This window comes from Paraburkholderia sp. RL17-383-BIF-A (genome assembly GCF_046028015.1).
GTDB lineage: Bacteria > Pseudomonadota > Gammaproteobacteria > Burkholderiales > Burkholderiaceae > Paraburkholderia.
In genome coordinates this window covers 66,947-83,404 of sequence record NZ_JARESR010000009.1, presented here as the reverse complement: position 1 = coordinate 83,404, position 16,458 = coordinate 66,947, and the positions used below count along the sequence as shown (strand labels likewise).

Here is a 16,458-nt window from a genome sequence, read left to right as displayed (position 1 = left end):
CTCCTATTGCTGGCGGTGAATCACTTCGGTGCCGGAGAATTGATAACCTTCCTTGCCGCACTTTTGCGCGATCCAGATAGGGAAGGGCAGCGTGTGCAGGCCTTCGTCTTTTCCGATGTGGTGCGCCTTGCAAAGCAACATGCCGTTGACCGTCATGTCGTCGACGAACTGGGTCCAGTCGGTGAAGTTGTCCCAGTCGAATGCCTGGTTCGCTTCACCCCAGACGCCGACCTGCGCGTCGAACTTGAAGCGCTCCCATTCGATCATCTCGGCAAAGGAGCGCTCGATCGGGTGGTGATGCGCTTCGAATGGATGGCCAACTTTCGTCGGCCGTCGCGTTGCAGATGAAACAGCGGCCGCCGTACCGCGAGAGCAAGGCATTACGCGTGCGCTTGAACAGAGCCTTCGTCATATGCGGCTCGTGGCCGGGGATGTTGACGTCAACGGTCAACGTCTCTTTCCCTTCGTGGATTTGGGTAACGTTGGTCATGTCCGTAAACGAAGAAACCGCCCGAAGGCGGTTGTGGCGAGTGACGAGGTGACAAAAAAGCCACCGCGAAGGTGGCTTGATGGGTAGATCAGGTAATGACTGGATCATTTTGTCGTTTCATCCAGTTTCGACCGATCGCTCTTGAGAGTCGGTGGGCCGGGGTCTCAAACATGAAGTACATAAGGTTGGTGAGGATGATGGCGATGCATAGCAGAGCAATCCAGTACTGCGCACCTGCCAGACTGCTATACATCACAGCAACGACCGGTATCGCCAACTTGTGCGTGAGATAGAGCGAATAGGATGCGCGGCCAAGCGGCGCAACTCGCGTGAATATCGTCCGCGACGCGCTCGCTTCCAGTTCTGCAACGATCCAGAGCGCGCACAGGATTGCGAAGGGAAGCATGCTCCACTTGTAGTGCAGCGGCGTCAGGAAATGCAGGATCAAGGCGATTGCGTTCGCCAACACTATTAACACGCGTAACGTCTGTCGCACGCCAGCCAAGCCCAAAATGCGTAGTGATGTCGGGGATCTCGACGAAGAAGCGTAAAACTGCGCGATGATGCAACCGAGAAGCCAGATCGGCAATCCGCGCAACGTCGTCAGGATGATCCCGTTAGACCAGAAGTAGCCGTGAGTGTCATCCGGAATAAGATTAACAACCAGCGCCATTAGGAAGGCAATGGCCGTGAGGTGCGGCAATCCCCCTTTGCGCGCGACTCGCAAGATGGCCGGATAGCCGAAGTAGTAAAGGATTTCGCTGTAAAGCGACCAGAGCACGGCATCGAGCTCGTATGTTCCGTTGGGTAGCACTTTGGCAGCGGTTCCTGCCACTATCATCGGCGCGCCAATACGCACCAGTCGTGCGACGTAGAAATTCTTGACAGCAAGCGTTTTCCCCGAGACATACGGCAGATGGATGCAAAACCCGGAAATGATGAAGAACGCCACCACTGCGGCCGTGCCACAGAAAACGCTTTTGAACATGCTCTCGATGGTCAATGCATGACCAGCGAACATACCAAAGGTGAAATGAATGGGCGGCGGCCCGAAGTGGCTCAACATGACCCAGAGTGCGCAAACAAGCCGCAGGCCATCAAGCGCTTCAAATCGAAGGTCTCTGTTCTGTGTCACCGCTTACCCCGTTCTTGAGTTTAGTTATCGACGATGCGACGGGGTGATAAAGCAATAACAAGGCCGGACGCGTCTGTGCCGCGCGCCGGTTGGGAAAATTGCTTTGTGGCCCGTAACAGTGGGTAACGCATGACGCGTGTTACGGGTACATCGAATGCAGAATTCTGGACACGCGTTGCGTTATGCCGCCACAGTCCTCGAATGACCTTGCACGACCGCTTGATTTTGTCGAGGCGGCTTCGAAATTCGTACCTATTTGATCTTCGCTGCAGCCGCGACTTTGCGCACCGCCTCTTGCGGGTCTTCATTCGAGTTCATGAAGCCCGTCACGACATCGGTAATCGCGCCTTCGGTGGCTGACGACTGAACGTCACCAAACGCGAACGATGGAAAGAACGTGTTGGATTTGATGGTGGATTGTTCATCTGCGTATGACTTCTTGGCACAGGCGTCGAACTTGTCCATTGAAACATCCTGCTTGACCGGAATCGAACCCTTGTAAAGACTGAATTGCTCCTGGAAGGCGGGCGACATGATTGTTTTCGCCAACGCAAGCTGTCCAGGCGTCGCTTCTTTTTTGCCGTTCTGCTGGAAAAACACGAACGAGTCTACGGTGTAGGTGAAGGCGTTCGACGTACCCGGCGCAGCCCCGCAGATATAGTCAACGTCGGCTTTCTTGTTCGCATTGGCAAACTCACCTTTCGCCCAGTCCCCCATGAATTGCATCCCACCCGATCCGTTGATGACCATGGCAGTCGCGAGATTCCAGTCACGGCCGGTCGAGCCTTTGTCGAAATAACCCTGAATCTTTCGGACAGTCTGGAATACCTGCAACATCTGCGGCGAAGTGAGTGTTTTCTGGTCGAGCTCCATCATGGCCTTGCGATAAAAATCCGCGCCCTGAGAAAGCACGACCGTCTCCCAGATGGTCATGTCTTGCCAAGGCTGGCCACCACGCGCGACGGGCGTCATGCCCGCAGCCCGGAACTTGTCGGCTAGCGCGAAGAACTCGGGCCATGTCGTCGGCGGTTTACCACCCACTTTATCGAGTGCGGCTTTGTTGATCCACAGCCAGTTGATCCGGTGCACCGAGAACGGCGCCGCCACATAGTGGCCCTTTGACATCATGGTCTTGTTGATCTGCGCGGGAAGTTTGGCTTTCCAGTCAGTAGCGGACTTGTCTATATCGGCCAACACACCTTGATCAGCCCAGTCCTGTATCAGCGGCCCCTTGATCTGCGCAGCCGACGGCGCGTTACCGGACATGACCTGTGTCTTCAACGCCGTCATGGCCGCCGCACCCGCCCCGCCGGCTACGGCAAAGTCTTTCCACTCGTAACCCTGCTTGTTCATGTCGTCCTTGAGCACTCTGATTGCCTTCGATTCGCCCCCAGAGGTCCACCAGTGCAATACAGAAAGTGACTCGGCAGCACTTGCGACCTGTGCGCCTGTGGCAAGCACCGCAGCGACGATTGCGGCTGACATGACTGTTCTTTTCATGGCTGTCTCCGTTAGTTTTCTTTATGAATCACCAGGCAGACGCACGCCATGATGGCGTGCGTTTTCGTAGCGCTTACAGATCGAAACCGAGTTGGGCCTTCCCGAGCGGCGTCAGATCTTCGACAGTAGCCCGTCCGACAAAGTCGACTTCGAAATGGTCGGTCGGGAAGTCAGGCGGGCTTTTGCCCTCAAGGAAGCTAGGCAACTGGCGCTTGAGGTATTCGTCGTTCTTGGCGCACGCGGGCGCCGACGCGATATACATCACGTTGCTGTAGCCTGCGCCGCGGTGCGCGTCTTCCACTGCGTGGATCACGTCGCTATGCCAGAACACGGTGTCGCCCGCCTGCATGTGGGGAATCGATGAGAGCGCGTCGAAAAGCGGCGCATGAAATTCCGGCTTGATGGAGAGCGCGCGACCTGGCATCGCGCCGCACAGGTCGTCATCGGCCACATCGTCCTGAAGGGCGCGCAACAGGATATAAGCCATCGAATTTGCAATCGGCACGAGTTGCAGCGTGCCGTCGCCAGGGCCTTGCGGCGTCAGTGCGGTCCAGCCCTGAAACGTGCGGAACATCGAACATACGGCGGGAGATGCAATCTCTTCTGCGTCCGGCCGGAACGCGGCGTCGAACGGATCATATTGACGCCAGTTGCCGTCGAACACATGCCGGTACACCTTGCGGAAATTCGCTTCGATCCAGCGCTCGACCGAGCCGCCGTCGCAATGCGCGGACAAGCCCAATGACTCGGAGCCGGGTGGCCGGCGACGCATCCGGTCCGCGTAGACCGGCACTCGCTCTGGATCGAAATGGATCCGGCCTTCACTTTCATTGCGCCACAACCGGTTCAGAAAGACACGGGCCGCAGTCAGCGACGGCGCCTGGCGCGCGAGGACCTGCGGCTTTGACCAGTACACGCCGTAAATCTGTGGCTTGCTGGATGCGAGCTGGCCAAAGTATTTGTCCTCGGCCCGATTCTGCAGGCGCGTATTCAGGTCGTTGCGTTCGAGGTAGTCCGCGATATCGCGGTCCCACCCTTCCACCAGAGCGCGGTCGAACACGTTGCGGATCACACACGCACCACGTGTTTTGACGAGTTCGATCTGCTCGGCGCTCACGCGCTGCTCCGCGATGTCGGAGAACTGGACTTCGGGGATCACGTTTTCGCCGCGACTGCGTTGCGCGGCAATTCTGCTGGCTTCGGCGCGGATCGTTTCATCCACTTCGGCGAAAACATCCCGATAGTTCGGAAGTCGTGCGCGAAGCTCCTGTTTGGCCTGCCGGATGGCTGCCGGCAGGTCGTCGATGATGAGTGCCATGGTCGTCTCCTCGTGGATTCTGCTGTATCCGCAGGATAGGCTGACCGTGCACACAGAAGTGATACCATCCAGACAATTTCTTTGCGTTTTCTGCCATGAAACCAGCATACGAACATGTCGAATTTGGCGACGACTGCTCGGTCAGGGTTTACCACCGGCGTCTGCCGCGCATTCCGTTCGAATGGCACCACCATCCCGAATACGAACTAACCCTGACTCTGAACAGTCAGGGCAAGCGCTATATCGGGGATTCGATTGCAGACTATGTAGACGATGACCTGGTTCTTGTGCCCCCGAATCTTCCTCATACATGGGCGTCGAATCGCTCGATCGACGCAGCATCTCCTCAGGTTGCAATCGTGATCTGGTTTGGCGGCGATTGGGCGCGGCGGCTTGCGGACGTCTGCCCGGAATATGCGCCTTTGCGTAACCTGTTGCGTCGGGCCGCTTGCGGGCTGGCATTCGGTCCGGAGGTCGCCGCCGCGATGCGCGTACAGGTCGACAAGCTGCTGTCCAGCACCGCGCGAGAACGCCTTGCCGGGGCACTCAATGTCTTGTGCATGCTCGCAGAAGCACCTGGCGATCCGCTTGCTTCGCCGACCGCGTTTAGCGACCGTGCAGAGGGTCCTTCAGGGCACGAACCGGAGCGTATAAACCGCGTGCTCTCAATGATTGATTTACGCTTCGCTGAACCACTGCGTCTATCCGACCTTTGCGACGCTGCTAACGTGTCGGAACGTTCTCTGGCTCGCTACTTCGAGCAGCACATTGGAGAGAGCGTTGGGCGATATATCGCGCGAGTCAGGATTGGACATGCCTGCCGGATGCTCGCGCACACCTCGACTCCCGTTTCCGTCGTTGCAACGCGCTCCGGGTTTCCAAACGTGGCTAATTTCAACCGACAGTTCAAAGCGTTGAAAGAACTCACGCCCGCCGCTTACCGCAAACAGTTCGCGGCCGGCGATATTGCCGAGACAGACGCCAGTCCGCAGATCAACGAACGCTCACCTTCGTTGCAACGGAACCCGCGACTACCGAAATCAATTGCGTAACGCAGGCGAGCGAGCATAAGCGCGGGATTGACGTTGGCCGCATTGGGGTGCCTTCTTGTCGGGTGAGAGTTGGCACTCGAAATGCGCATTCATGGCCCAGAAAGCAAGGTCGATGAGCAGCGGCTTGTGTACGACGGACGCGAGTGCAACGGGCTTGCGCAATTGAGTCCGGTCGTCGATCATCTTCCCACCAACATGCACTAGAATTGACACCGTCGCGGATACTCAAGCGGCTAAAAATACTCAGAATGGATTTATAAGCGCACAGGCCAGTGCGAATGCAGAGCCCAGTCTTCGTCGGCAGAGAGGCCGCATGAGGCTCTTGATAACCACTAATCGAGCTCTTGTGAAAGAGCCCCCAATCTATGCAAAGCAACTATAACCTCGGGTTAGTCGCCGTTTCCCTTATCGTCGCGACGCTTGCTTCGTTTACGGCAATCGATCTCGCAGACCGGCTTTCCATTCTGGCTTACGTCCGTGCCCGGCAACTATGGCTGGCCGCCGGCGCCCTGGCAATGGGCGTTGGCATTTGGTCCATGCACTTCATCGGCATGCTGTCGTTTTCCCTGGATATTCCGATTGGTTACGATTTCGCCATAACCTTTTACTCGCTCGCGATTGCGGTGATCGTCTCGTGGTTTGCGTTGCATGTTGTCACGCGGGAACGTCTGAAGCTGTTCCATTTGCTGGCGGGTGGGGTTCTCATGGGGTTAGGTATTGCCGGCATGCATTACATGGGAATGGCCGCGATGCTGATGAATCCGGCGATTCGCTACGAACCCAGAATTTTTGCCGGCTCGATTTTCATTGCAATCGCAGCGTCTACTGCGGCGCTGTGGGTCGCGAACACGCTGCGCGGCGCAGATCAGAACCATGTGATGCCCAAGCGCATTGGTGCGGCCTGTGTCATGGGGATTGCCATCGCGGGTATGCATTACACCGGCATGGCCGCGGCGAATTTCCCCGTTGGCTCGATTTGCGGCGCAGCGAACGGCGTCAAGCCTCAATGGCTCGCCGCCGCTGTCATTACGTTTGCGTTCGCAATTCTTATCGCGACGCTGCTTCTTTCCCGTCTCGACGCCAGAGTCGCGTTTCTCGCCAATTCTGTCGCGCGACTCAACGATCAGATCGACCGCGTGCGAGGCTCGACACGTTGACTGCCGGATTGGCAGGTCATGGCAACGCGCTGCGCTTCTGAATAGCAATAGACGGTTGACGTGCCCATCGTGACCACTGTTATGAGCCGCATGCACTCGCGGTCGGACTGAGGCCGGCCATGCCGCCCCATGTGGGCGGCTGTTACGGCTCGATCACGCTCTTCGCCCGACTTATCCCCAGATATTGTTGAAGAGGGTGTTGATAACTACCTGGTGAACTCGCTAGAGCCTTGAATCGTAATGGTTTTCGTGGGGCGCATGAAATCGGGCGCAACGCGGCACAATCACCAGTACCTAACGCAGAAAAACAAAACGGTTGAGGCAGCCGAGCGGACGCCGACGGCGCGCGGCGTCGCCCTACAAGGCCGGCAAATGCAGCAGTTCACGCGCCTGTTTGGCGCTCGCTACCGGCCGCCCATACTCGCCGCACAACGACGCTACCCGTGCCACCAGTTGCGCATTGCTCTTCGCGAGCGTGTCCTTGTCCCAGCGGACGTTGTCTTCGAGACCTGTGCGGCAATGGCCGCCCATTTGCAGGGTCCAGTGATTCACCTCGAGTTGATGCCGTCCGATACCGGCAGCCGTCCACGTTGCATCGGGCAGTAGCGCCTTGAGTTGCTGCACCTCGAACTCCAGGATCTCGCGTCGCGCGGGCAGGGCGTTCTTCACGCCCATTACGAATTGCACGTGCACGGGCGATTTCAGCAGGCCGAGCCCGACCAGGTCGACGGTGCTGTACAACATCGCCAGATCGAAGATTTCGATTTCCGGCTTGACGTTGTAGTCGAGCATCATCTTTGCCAGCGAGCGGACGAAATCCGGCGGATTTTCGTAGACGGTCGTCGGAAAGTTGACCGAGCCCGTTGCGAGTGACGCCATGTCCGGACGCAGATCGAGCATCGCGCCGCGCTGCTCGAACGAACGGCCGCGGCCGCCCGTCGAAAACTGGATGATGATGTCGGGACAATGCTTGCGGATGCCTTCCTGAAGCTTCGCGAAGCTCGACCGGTCGGAACTGGAGTTTTCCTGCTCGTCGCGCACATGCAGGTGTACGAGCGTCGCGCCGGCTTCATAAGCTTCGTGAGTGCTTTCGATCTGTTCAGCAATGGTGACCGGCACAGCCGGGTTGTCCTTCTTGCGCGGCACTGAACCGGTAATGGCGACGGAGATAATGCAAGGCTGATTCATGAGGGACGCTCCATACAAATCGTTGTGGCCGGCCCGCCCGGCTGGCGAACCGACAGTGACAGCGCGACCGCCTAACCGGCAGCGCGCCGTCCCGTTCAGCGGGCTAATCCAATGGTTGCGCGCCCAACTTCATTGCGCGCTCTTTTGATGCAGACCGGACCCGGACGATGAATGCCGGGCACCGGCGTTTGCATCCAGACGTTCGATTGCTACGCCGCTTTTGCGCCGGACAGGGTCTGCTCGCGCATCCGCTCGTAGTCCTCCTTGTCGACAGGCTTTGCGCTGCGCTGGCCAAGGTCGTTCAGGTGAATCCGGTACGTTTCCCGCACGCTGTATGCAGCAATCGCCGAAATTATCGTGACGCCGAACGTGATCGCACCGATCGTCATGGGGATGTTGGTCGATCCCGGAGGCGCGACGGTTGCGAAGAGAGCCGGCAGCAGCGCCGTAATCGTGGTGCCGATGTTTTGCGAAATCGCCATTGCCGAAACCCGGGAGCGCGTGGGGAAGAGTTCGGGGTAAAAGCTCGGGAAAACGGCGTTATAGCCCTGATAGATCACGCCCCACATGAGTATCGACATCACGATCGCCAATGGCACGTTATGGATGCTGATCGCGTAGAGATAACCGAACGACAGCAGCCCTGAACCGAGCGCGCCGCCGATAATCAGCGGACGTCGGCCGATCTTGTCGGACAGATTGCCGACAATCGGAATCACGAGCACTGCCACGATGTTGCCGAGCACCGGAATCCACAGGTAGACGCTTTTATGGAAGCCGATCCCGTACGAAGGCTGAACCGCGTAGGCCGCGCCAAAAATCGTCGTGACCACCGGAATGACGTTCATCAACGCACAGCACACGACGACCAGCATCTCCTTCCAGTTAAACTTGAAGGCTTCGACAATCGGCGAGCGCGGCACGGCGCCCTCGGTCGCGAAGGCCGGCGTTTCTTTCACCTCGCGCCGGATGATGTAGCCCGCCACGAGAACGATTGCGCTCAGCAGGAACGGAATGCGCCAGCCCCAGGCATTGAACGCGTCTTCAGGCATGTAGTGGGCGAGCGGCAGGAACACGGCCGCAGCGAGAATCTGGCCGGCCTGCACGCCCTGCAGCGTAAAGCTCGAGTAGTAACCGCGCCGGCCGAATGGCGCGTGCTCGAGAATCATCGAGCTGGCGCCGGAGATCTCGCCGGCCACCGCGAAGCCCTGAATCAGGCGCAGCGCAACCAGCAGCACCGGTGCGAGCAGGCCGACCTGGTGGTAAGTCGGCAGCAGGCCGACGGCCATGGTCGAGAAGCCCATCAGAAACATACACACCAGCAGGACGTTCTTGCGGCCTTTCGTGTCGCCCCAGTGTCCGAGAAAGAAGGCGCCAATCGGCCGCGCGACATATCCCACGCCGTAGGTCGCCAGTGAAGCCACGATCGCGATCTTCGGGTTGCCCGAGGGGAAGAACAGCTGCGGGAAAATCAGCGATGCTGCGGTCGCGTAGATAAAGAAGTCGTAGTACTCGAGCGCGGAGCCGATCCAGCCGCTCGCGGTTGCCTTCCTCGTCTGATGGGCGCCATGCGGCTCGTGTTCGGTGGGGCTGCCAGCCATGTCTGTCTCCAATATTGATATTTGATCGCGGTGGGATTGCGCCCTGCTCGTCAGCGAAAACGCTTCGCTTGGATCGCGCCGGCTTCACCGCTTCAGCCGGCGCATTCGATCGGTAATATTGAATGTGCATCCCGACATCGACCGGCATGACTTGCTTCGCTTACGACGCGACACGAGCCTTAAGTCGGCATTGGTCCGCAGAGCGATCAGGGATGCAAGGAAGTTACGCTGTCGATGGATGCACGACAACGGCAGTCAGCATAATATGAGCGCTATTCGCGCAACACGCGCGATTTTCGTTCTGAAATGGGGTTTCTACGGAGCGGGACCGTGAGCGGCAGGGACCGGAGCGTGGGAGGCCGGCCAGCATCGTGGCGTCGCTCCACGCTTCGGTAAATGGCTGGCGGGGCGCCAAATCCGCTCCTACCGGATTCCAATCACCATTGAATCCGGGCCGGCGAGAGGCTCTACGCGTGCCTGTGAGAAGCCGACTTCCTTCATCCACGCACAACACTGCGCACCCGTATAGTCGAAACCGCCGGGGGTCTCGATAAGCATGTTCAGGCTCATCAGAAGACCGAATGCATTCTGCCTGCGATCATCGTCGATCACCGCGTCGTAGACGATCAGACACCCCCCGGGAGGCAGCGCCGCGTGACACTTCGCCAGCAGTTCGAGTTTCTCTTCGAGATTCCAGTCATGGAGGATGTGTCCCATCACAAGCACGTCTGCTGCCGGGCAGGGGTCCTTGAAAAAATTGCCCGCATGGAAGCGCACCCGTTCCTGCAAGCCGTGCAACGTCACGTACTCGTTAAATACCGGGCCCACTTCCGGTAGATCGAAACCACCGCCGAGCAGGTGAGCATGAGCGAGCGCGATCTGCACAGGTAGCGCACCTTGTGCCGTGCCAATGTCGATGAAAGTGCTGTAATTCTTCCAGGGGAATTTCTGCGCAATCGCCTTGGCCGCCCCAAGACTGACTCCGGTCATTGCTCGCAGGAAACGCCGCAGGCCTGCTTCATCGTGATAGATCGCGTCAAACAGGTTGCCGCCGTGTTTCGCCTCGTTCTGTGGCCGCCCGGTGCGAAGCGCTTCTGTCAGTGAGCCCCAGAACGGATACAGCCGGGCGTTGGCCATTTCCAGTAGTCCGCCCACGTAACCGGGCTTGGTCGTGTCCAGAAAGAGCCCGGCCTCCGGCGTATTGCGGTATATCCCGGCTTCGCGTTCCAGCAGATTCAATGCAACCAGCGCGTCGAGAAAATCGAGGGCCGATCTCGGATGCAATCCGAGCGCCTCAATGAGTTCCGCCGCATCGCTCGGACCGCTCGCGAGGCGCGTGAACACACCGAGTTCGACCGCGGACAGCAACGTCTTCGACGCCCAGAATCCCATGCCCAGTTGCAGAAGTCGCTCAGGAGTGGGTTCGGGCTGATACTTGACGTCGGCGCCCGGTCCCTGCTGATCCACGTTTGGTGTACTTGGCATCGATGCCTCCGTCGGACACGTGTGTTGAAGCGCCAGGTGCCATGGCGGGCGGCGCGACGTTCTTAAGCGTAGTCATCGTATAAAGCTAAGTCCAGCCGCTTACGTGCTGCCCAATGTCGGACATTCGGTCAGGGAACCGCTGCAAGCGGCGTGTCTCCGGCCTACACTCGTAGTGTTTGCGACCGGCGCGAATACTCAGGCGGGAGAAAATTTAAATGACTGTTGACAACGCGGAACCAGGCGAACTGATCACGGTCGGTCGTCTGACGATTCGTTACCTGATTGATGGAGCCGGCACAGGCGGGTTGGGCGTATTCGAGTTGACGGTGCCTCCTGGTTCGAGCGTTCCTCCACCTCACAGTCATACACATAATGAGGAGTGCGTGTATGTGCTGGAGGGCGTTCTTCGATACTCAGTTGATGGCGTAGTCCGGGATCTGGCCCAAGGACAGTGGATGCATTCCCGACGCGGATCGGTCCATCAATTCAGCAATCCACACGGTGACACGGCTCGTGCCTTGATCATACTTACGCCCGACATCGGCGCCCAGTATTTCCGCGACGTCGGCGCCATAGTCAATGCGGGTGAGCCGCCCGACCGCGCGAAGCTTATCGCTGTGATGTCCGGGTACGGACTGGTCCCAGCGTCGCCTAAATGAGTTGAAAGCGATCCACTGTGGCTGAATAACTATCGGCCGACGTGCAAACGCGCATGAACCTGGCTTCGATAACATCACTCGCTCGGGCGCCGCCACCACCGAATAGCCTCCCAGCGCCGCACCGCAACGCGTGCTTCATAGATATTTGAGCACACCGCTCGCCAGCCTGCGCAGTTCGTCGAACTGCGTAACGAGTTCGAGGCACAGAATAAAGGCCAGCATCGCTGAAGGCCCCGGGTAGCGTTCGATCCATCGCAGCGCAGGAATCGCATAGCGCACGCGGATCGCATCTCGCGTCATGACATAGGTAATGCCGATTCCCAAGGCGGCGCCCACCAGCAAATCGGTTGGGTAGTGAAAACCCAGGTAGGCGCGCGGAACGCAAATGAACAGCACGGTAAGGAAACCGCCAGCACACCGATGCCCCGCCACACGAGGAAGATACCGGTGGCGACCGCCATCCATAGCATCGCGTGATCGCTTGAGAAGGAACTCCAACTTGTCAGCAGTGCGTCCTTGATAGCGCTACCTGCAAAGTGCAGATGCAGTTCGTCGCTATAGATGGGGCGCACTCTGAACGGCAACCAGTGAGTCAGCAGTCTTCCGACGAAGAGCGCCACGACGCTACTGAGAAGCGTGGCGAGAACCATTTCCCGCCACCATTCGCGGCGCTTGTCTTGCTGAAACCACATCCACCACAGCACGGGATTTGGGTCGCGAAATGACCGAAGTGGATGTTGGACAGATATGTTTCGATAGACGAATCGAAGCTGCTCATTTCTTTAGGAAACTTGGTCGCATCGAGGGTTAACATAGCCCATTGTGTGCGCCGCATTTTCTGGTGCTTACTTTCACTGACGGCTTACTGCGCGATTGTCCTGTTCGGGCAACGCATGCCGACGAACATCGCGTCGGCTACGTCTATCGAAAACGCGTCGGGTGGCGATGGTGGCACCTGGTGCGTATTACCGACATCTACATTTCGTTCCCCAGTCCCGTGTTGGCGCTCGCGTTCGTCGAGCCATTGGTCCACGCGCGAGCAGGTAATGCACGGTGGTGATCGGATTTGTCCGCTCAGGCAGCGGATATCGGCGGACTGGCGGGTATGCGCAACTTATCGACCCTTCACTTTAGGCCGCCGTCCGATTGGCAAAGACCGTCATCCAAACCGGACGCAATAAACCGGCGGCAAATGCGCTGAAATCGATTGCCAGCTTTCGCCGCCGTCATCGGACGTCCATAGCGAGCCGGTGGTCGACCCCATCGCGAGGCGCTTGCCGGAGTCGTCCACCGCGAGGCCGTGCCGATACACGAGGTCATACGCGGGGGCAGGCGGCAAGCCACTCGAGAAGCGATCGAACGTGCGGCCGCCGTCGCGTGTGCGCGTGACGACGAACCGTCCGTCAACCGGAATCCGGCACTCGTCTTTCACGGCAGGCACGAACCAGGCGGTGTCCGGCTCGTGCGGATGCACGGCAACCGCAAAGCCGAAGCTCGATGGCTGCGCCTCGATTCTTTGCCAGTGTGCCGCACCGTCGGTCGAGCGGAAGATTGCGCAGTGATGCTGCGTCCACAACGTGTCTGGATTTGCCGCGCATTGGACGACCCGGTGCGGGTCCTGCACGTTGGCGTCGCCGCGCCGCTCCGGCGGCATGTAGTCAGCCTCCATGCCCTCGGCGGTGACGCGCCAGGTCGCACCGCCGTTGACCGTTTGCCAAACGCCGCCGCACGATACGCCGATCGTCACATGGCGGCTGTCGCGCGGATCCACCATCACGGAATGGATGCCCGGCGCGTCATAGCCGCCTCCGAACCATTCGCGGCGCTCCGGGCGATCCCACAGCGCACGGTTGAGCACCCATGTGTCGCCGCCATCGTCGGAACGGAACAGCCCACCGGGAATCGTGCCGGCCCACAAGACGCCTGGCTCGTCTGGGCCACCGGTTTCGAGCGACCAGATTTGCTGAAGCGTCCAGGCAGGCGGCGCGCTGGGCGCGACGGCGTTCGCGTTGTCCGCGCCGGTGTCTACATTCGCGTTTGCGCTGTCGCCGGCCCGCGTTTCGCCGGCAGGCTGCGGCGGGTAGACGGGAACCGCGCACTCGTCCCAATCCGCCATGCCCGCGCGCCGGCGATGCAGCTTCACGCCGAAGTGGCCGAGATTGAGCGCCGCATAGAGCGACCCGTCGCGCGAATCAGGCAGCACCATGCTCACCGGCTCGCCGGTGAAATGCAACTCGTCGAACTCCCAGACGCCTGCTCCATTGGCTCTCAGAACGAACAGACCCTTGCGGGTCGCGACAAGCAATCGATCGCTCATGTGGAGTGTCTCCCGTCGTCCAGATGTCGATCGGCGTTGGCGTTTTGGCGCTCACTCCGATCTCATGCAAAGCTCGAATCTGCGTGGCGCCTCACCCGCCCGACAGCGCCTGCACGACATAAACCCGGCTCTGTTCGCCGAGTGCATCGGACAGGCGTTGTCGATCGCGCACCCGCCGACCATCCACAAACACGGCGAGATGCCGCCTTAGTGCGCCCTGATCATCAAGGATGTAGCCGCGCAGTCGAGGTTGCACGGCGAAGACGGCCTCGAGCGCTTCGCTCAGCGTGCGAGCGTCGATATCACGCTCGGGCGTTGCGATATGTCGCTGAATCGAAGCAGCGAAGAAGATGTGCGCCATGGCGGAGTCACGTCGCGGGGATGGCAGGGTCCGTTGATTCTGTAGTGTAGGCGATTCGCCGCTTGCTCCGGGGTATCGCGATTCAGCAGAAGATAAGCGGCATGAATCACCGCGCGTCACGAGTTTCAAGCCGGGCAACGGTATCCCGTCGGTGTCCCGGTGGTGGAGTCTTGCGAGGTCGGCGCTGGCGGTGGGGCGATTGCGCGCTGGCGCGCTCATCGAGGAACTGACGCGCGCTCAACCGCATCAACAACCACCCCGCAGCAACTCAAGCAACCACGACCGTAAACTCGACCCCTGATTCAAAGTCCAGCGTCGTCGTTGAAAAGCGTGGATTGCCGGCAAGGTACTGCTTGAAGGGCCGGACAGCGTCCTCGGCTGTGTACATGTTATCGGCGAGAACAATGGAGCCGGGGCGCAGCAATCGTTCGGTCTGCTTGAACAGATCAAGATACGTGTTCGCCCATACGTCGATAAACACCATGTCGAACGCACCGTCCAATGAGGAAACGGTCTGGAACACGTCACCTTCACGCAACTCGACATAGGCATCGACGCCCGCGGTTCTGACGTGAGCGCGGAGGTGGGCGCACTTCACGGGGTCCAGTTCCGTCGCGACGACCACGCCGTCGTTCAAGGTGCGAAGCGCCTCGGCAAAATACAGCGTGGATACGCCATACGAACTGCCGAGTTCGAGAATTCGACGTGGCTTATGCGAAAGGACCATGTTGCGCAAAAATCGTCCCATTTCCTCCGAAACCGCCAACGACAGCGCCGTCCCTTGCGTGGATTCGAAGTCGTCGGTGGAAAGCCCGAGCGTTTCGAGAAAACGCCCCCGCAGGTGAGGGGCGAGCGTGTCGTATTCTTCCGCGAGAGTCTGAAACTCATCACTCGATCCCGGAAATTGGGCCCGCGCGCGGAGCATCATTTCTGTCCGGCTTTGCTCGTGAAGCCGCTGCAAAAGCGTCGTGGTCGTCGATCTCATAGGTTGTCCCGGGGCTAACCGGGCTCGGCGAAGTAATCAAAAACCGATCGGCATCACTTCGCATCAATGTCAGGAATGCGGGTTGTGGCGCCTGTTCCGGCCAGTTCGATTGCCCATGGAAGGCGCACCGTCACGACTGGTCAGTTCTCGTTGCAGTTGGACGTCGGGGTTTTGCGCGTTGTCAATCTTCCGCGCGTTTGCCGGGGCGCGACCGCCAGCCGGCCTGCACGCGTTCCCGCTCTTCCGGCGTCATGGCATCCCATTTGCGCCACAGTCGCCGCTCGCGGCAGCCGCCGTGTCCGCGGAATCCGCCAAACAGAATGCGGCTCAGAACCAGTAAGCCGAGTGCGTGCGCAAAGTCGATCGTCCGGGCATCGACGAACAACGTCGGAATCACCCAGTTCCATAGCGTCATGACCGCCCACCCCAGCACGCCTATGCCGACGATCACAAGCAACGCTTTACCTGCACATCTGATTCGAAATTTCATACTTCAACTCCTCTAAATATCCAGTTCGTCGTAAATGGCCTGCAGTCGGGCGCGCAAATGCAGGACCGCATAGCGTTTGCGTGAAAGCAGCGTATTGAGCGTGACACCGCTTTCAGCCGCGATGTCTTTGAAAGACCGGCCTTCGAGTTCGTGCGCGATAAACACGTCGCGCTGATTCGGCGGCAACTCGTCGAGCGCATCCTGCAGGGCCTGGAGCAATACAGCGCGCGCGTATCGGGCTTCGGGGCCCGCATCGTGGGCCGGTAAGTTCAGGTCGAGGCGATACTCACTGCCGGCTTCGTCGTCGTCGAAAAGGTCAGACAGAGGCTCTTCTTTCTTCTTCCGGAAGCGGTCGATGATGCGATTGCGCGCCGCATGGAAAAGCCACGCGCTAGCCTGTTCGATCGGCGCCGGAAGGCGGTAGGCCTGCACGAATTCGTGGAAGACATCCTGCAGGATGTCTTCGGCATCGTTTGGATCGCGTATGCGGCGCCGGATGAAATTGCCGAGCCTCGTGCGCTCACGCACCACGGTCGCGGTGATGTCGCTGTCTCGTTCGGTCATCGTGGCCGGGGTGGGTGGGGGTTCCATGCGTCTGAAGACGTTTCAGGCGCGCAAATATTGTGGCTGGCTCAAAAAATTTTGCCAGTCGAATATTTGTTGCGCTGACGCTCGATCCTAAAGATCGTTGCGTTCACGCCTCTTGCGATCGACCCTGAC

14 protein-coding genes and 2 pseudogenes are annotated in these 16,458 nt (G+C 59.2%); 3 read left to right on the top strand and 13 right to left on the bottom strand.

Annotated features, from left to right (window positions below):
• Nucleotides 1–3 precede the first annotated feature (3 nt).
• The 4 genes from P0D71_RS13110 to P0D71_RS13095 all read right to left on the bottom strand — a co-directional run bounded on the left by P0D71_RS13110 (nucleotide 4) and on the right by P0D71_RS13095 (nucleotide 4,443).
• Nucleotides 4–381 carry a hypothetical protein gene (locus P0D71_RS13110; RefSeq protein WP_408480368.1) on the bottom strand — a complete coding sequence of 126 codons (378 nt, stop codon included), beginning with the start codon at nucleotides 379–381 and terminating at the stop codon, nucleotides 4–6.
• A gap of 197 nt (nucleotides 382–578) precedes the next feature.
• Nucleotides 579–1,625, bottom strand: a complete 1,047-nt coding sequence (locus tag P0D71_RS13105) for an acyltransferase family protein (protein WP_408480367.1) — start codon at nucleotides 1,623–1,625, stop codon at nucleotides 579–581.
• 252 nt (nucleotides 1,626–1,877) lie between these two features.
• The gene (locus P0D71_RS13100; protein WP_408480365.1) at nucleotides 1,878–3,125 is read right to left on the bottom strand and encodes an ABC transporter substrate-binding protein; all 1,248 of its coding nucleotides are present in this window, start codon (nucleotides 3,123–3,125) and stop codon (nucleotides 1,878–1,880) included.
• Nucleotides 3,126–3,198: 73 nt separating this feature from the next.
• Nucleotides 3,199–4,443 (bottom strand): DUF1479 domain-containing protein, encoded by a 1,245-nt coding sequence (locus P0D71_RS13095; protein WP_408302333.1) that lies wholly within the window; start codon nucleotides 4,441–4,443, stop codon nucleotides 3,199–3,201.
• A 95-nt stretch (nucleotides 4,444–4,538) separates the two neighbouring features.
• Between P0D71_RS13095 and P0D71_RS13090 the strand changes: the two genes are divergently transcribed.
• Together P0D71_RS13090 and P0D71_RS13085 are read left to right on the top strand one after the other, a co-directional pair.
• Entirely contained in the window at nucleotides 4,539–5,495 is a 957-nt protein-coding gene (locus P0D71_RS13090; RefSeq protein ID WP_091803880.1) for a helix-turn-helix domain-containing protein, read from the top strand.
• A gap of 365 nt (nucleotides 5,496–5,860) precedes the next feature.
• A pseudogene (locus P0D71_RS13085) lies at nucleotides 5,861–6,634 on the top strand (MHYT domain-containing protein); the annotation flags it as partial.
• Nucleotides 6,635–7,009: 375 nt separating this feature from the next.
• Here P0D71_RS13085 and P0D71_RS13080 read toward each other — a convergent pair.
• The 3 genes from P0D71_RS13080 to P0D71_RS13070 all read right to left on the bottom strand — a co-directional run bounded on the left by P0D71_RS13080 (nucleotide 7,010) and on the right by P0D71_RS13070 (nucleotide 10,926).
• Nucleotides 7,010–7,840 (bottom strand): 3-oxoadipate:acetyl-CoA acetyltransferase, encoded by an 831-nt coding sequence (locus tag P0D71_RS13080; protein ID WP_408480364.1) that lies wholly within the window; start codon nucleotides 7,838–7,840, stop codon nucleotides 7,010–7,012.
• A gap of 209 nt (nucleotides 7,841–8,049) precedes the next feature.
• Nucleotides 8,050–9,441 (bottom strand): MFS transporter, encoded by a 1,392-nt coding sequence (locus tag P0D71_RS13075; RefSeq protein WP_408480362.1) that lies wholly within the window; start codon nucleotides 9,439–9,441, stop codon nucleotides 8,050–8,052.
• 423 nt (nucleotides 9,442–9,864) lie between these two features.
• Nucleotides 9,865–10,926, bottom strand: a complete 1,062-nt coding sequence (locus P0D71_RS13070; RefSeq protein WP_408480360.1) for a methyltransferase — start codon at nucleotides 10,924–10,926, stop codon at nucleotides 9,865–9,867.
• 215 nt (nucleotides 10,927–11,141) lie between these two features.
• Here P0D71_RS13070 and P0D71_RS13065 point away from each other — a divergent pair, with 215 nt between their 5' ends.
• Nucleotides 11,142–11,585 carry a cupin domain-containing protein gene (locus P0D71_RS13065; protein ID WP_091803865.1) on the top strand — a complete coding sequence of 148 codons (444 nt, stop codon included), beginning with the start codon at nucleotides 11,142–11,144 and terminating at the stop codon, nucleotides 11,583–11,585.
• A 135-nt stretch (nucleotides 11,586–11,720) separates the two neighbouring features.
• Here the strand turns inward: P0D71_RS13065 and P0D71_RS13060 are convergent.
• From P0D71_RS13060 to P0D71_RS13035, 6 genes and pseudogenes are all read right to left on the bottom strand, one after another.
• Nucleotides 11,721–12,363: pseudogene (locus P0D71_RS13060) on the bottom strand (phosphatase PAP2 family protein).
• A gap of 381 nt (nucleotides 12,364–12,744) precedes the next feature.
• On the bottom strand, nucleotides 12,745–13,902 hold the full coding sequence (locus tag P0D71_RS13055) for a WD40/YVTN/BNR-like repeat-containing protein (protein ID WP_408480359.1): 1,158 nt from the start codon (nucleotides 13,900–13,902) through the stop codon (nucleotides 12,745–12,747).
• Nucleotides 13,903–13,993: 91 nt separating this feature from the next.
• Nucleotides 13,994–14,263 carry a MoaD/ThiS family protein gene (locus P0D71_RS13050; RefSeq protein WP_408302319.1) on the bottom strand — a complete coding sequence of 90 codons (270 nt, stop codon included), beginning with the start codon at nucleotides 14,261–14,263 and terminating at the stop codon, nucleotides 13,994–13,996.
• Nucleotides 14,264–14,531: 268 nt separating this feature from the next.
• Nucleotides 14,532–15,248 carry an O-methyltransferase gene (locus P0D71_RS13045; RefSeq protein ID WP_408480358.1) on the bottom strand — a complete coding sequence of 239 codons (717 nt, stop codon included), beginning with the start codon at nucleotides 15,246–15,248 and terminating at the stop codon, nucleotides 14,532–14,534.
• 181 nt (nucleotides 15,249–15,429) lie between these two features.
• Complete coding sequence (locus P0D71_RS13040) at nucleotides 15,430–15,738, bottom strand: hypothetical protein (protein WP_091803831.1); 309 nt, start codon at nucleotides 15,736–15,738, stop codon at nucleotides 15,430–15,432.
• Between the two features lie 12 nt (nucleotides 15,739–15,750).
• Entirely contained in the window at nucleotides 15,751–16,329 is a 579-nt protein-coding gene (locus P0D71_RS13035) for an RNA polymerase sigma factor (RefSeq protein WP_408480357.1), read from the bottom strand.
• Between the last annotated feature and the right edge of the window lie 129 nt (nucleotides 16,330–16,458).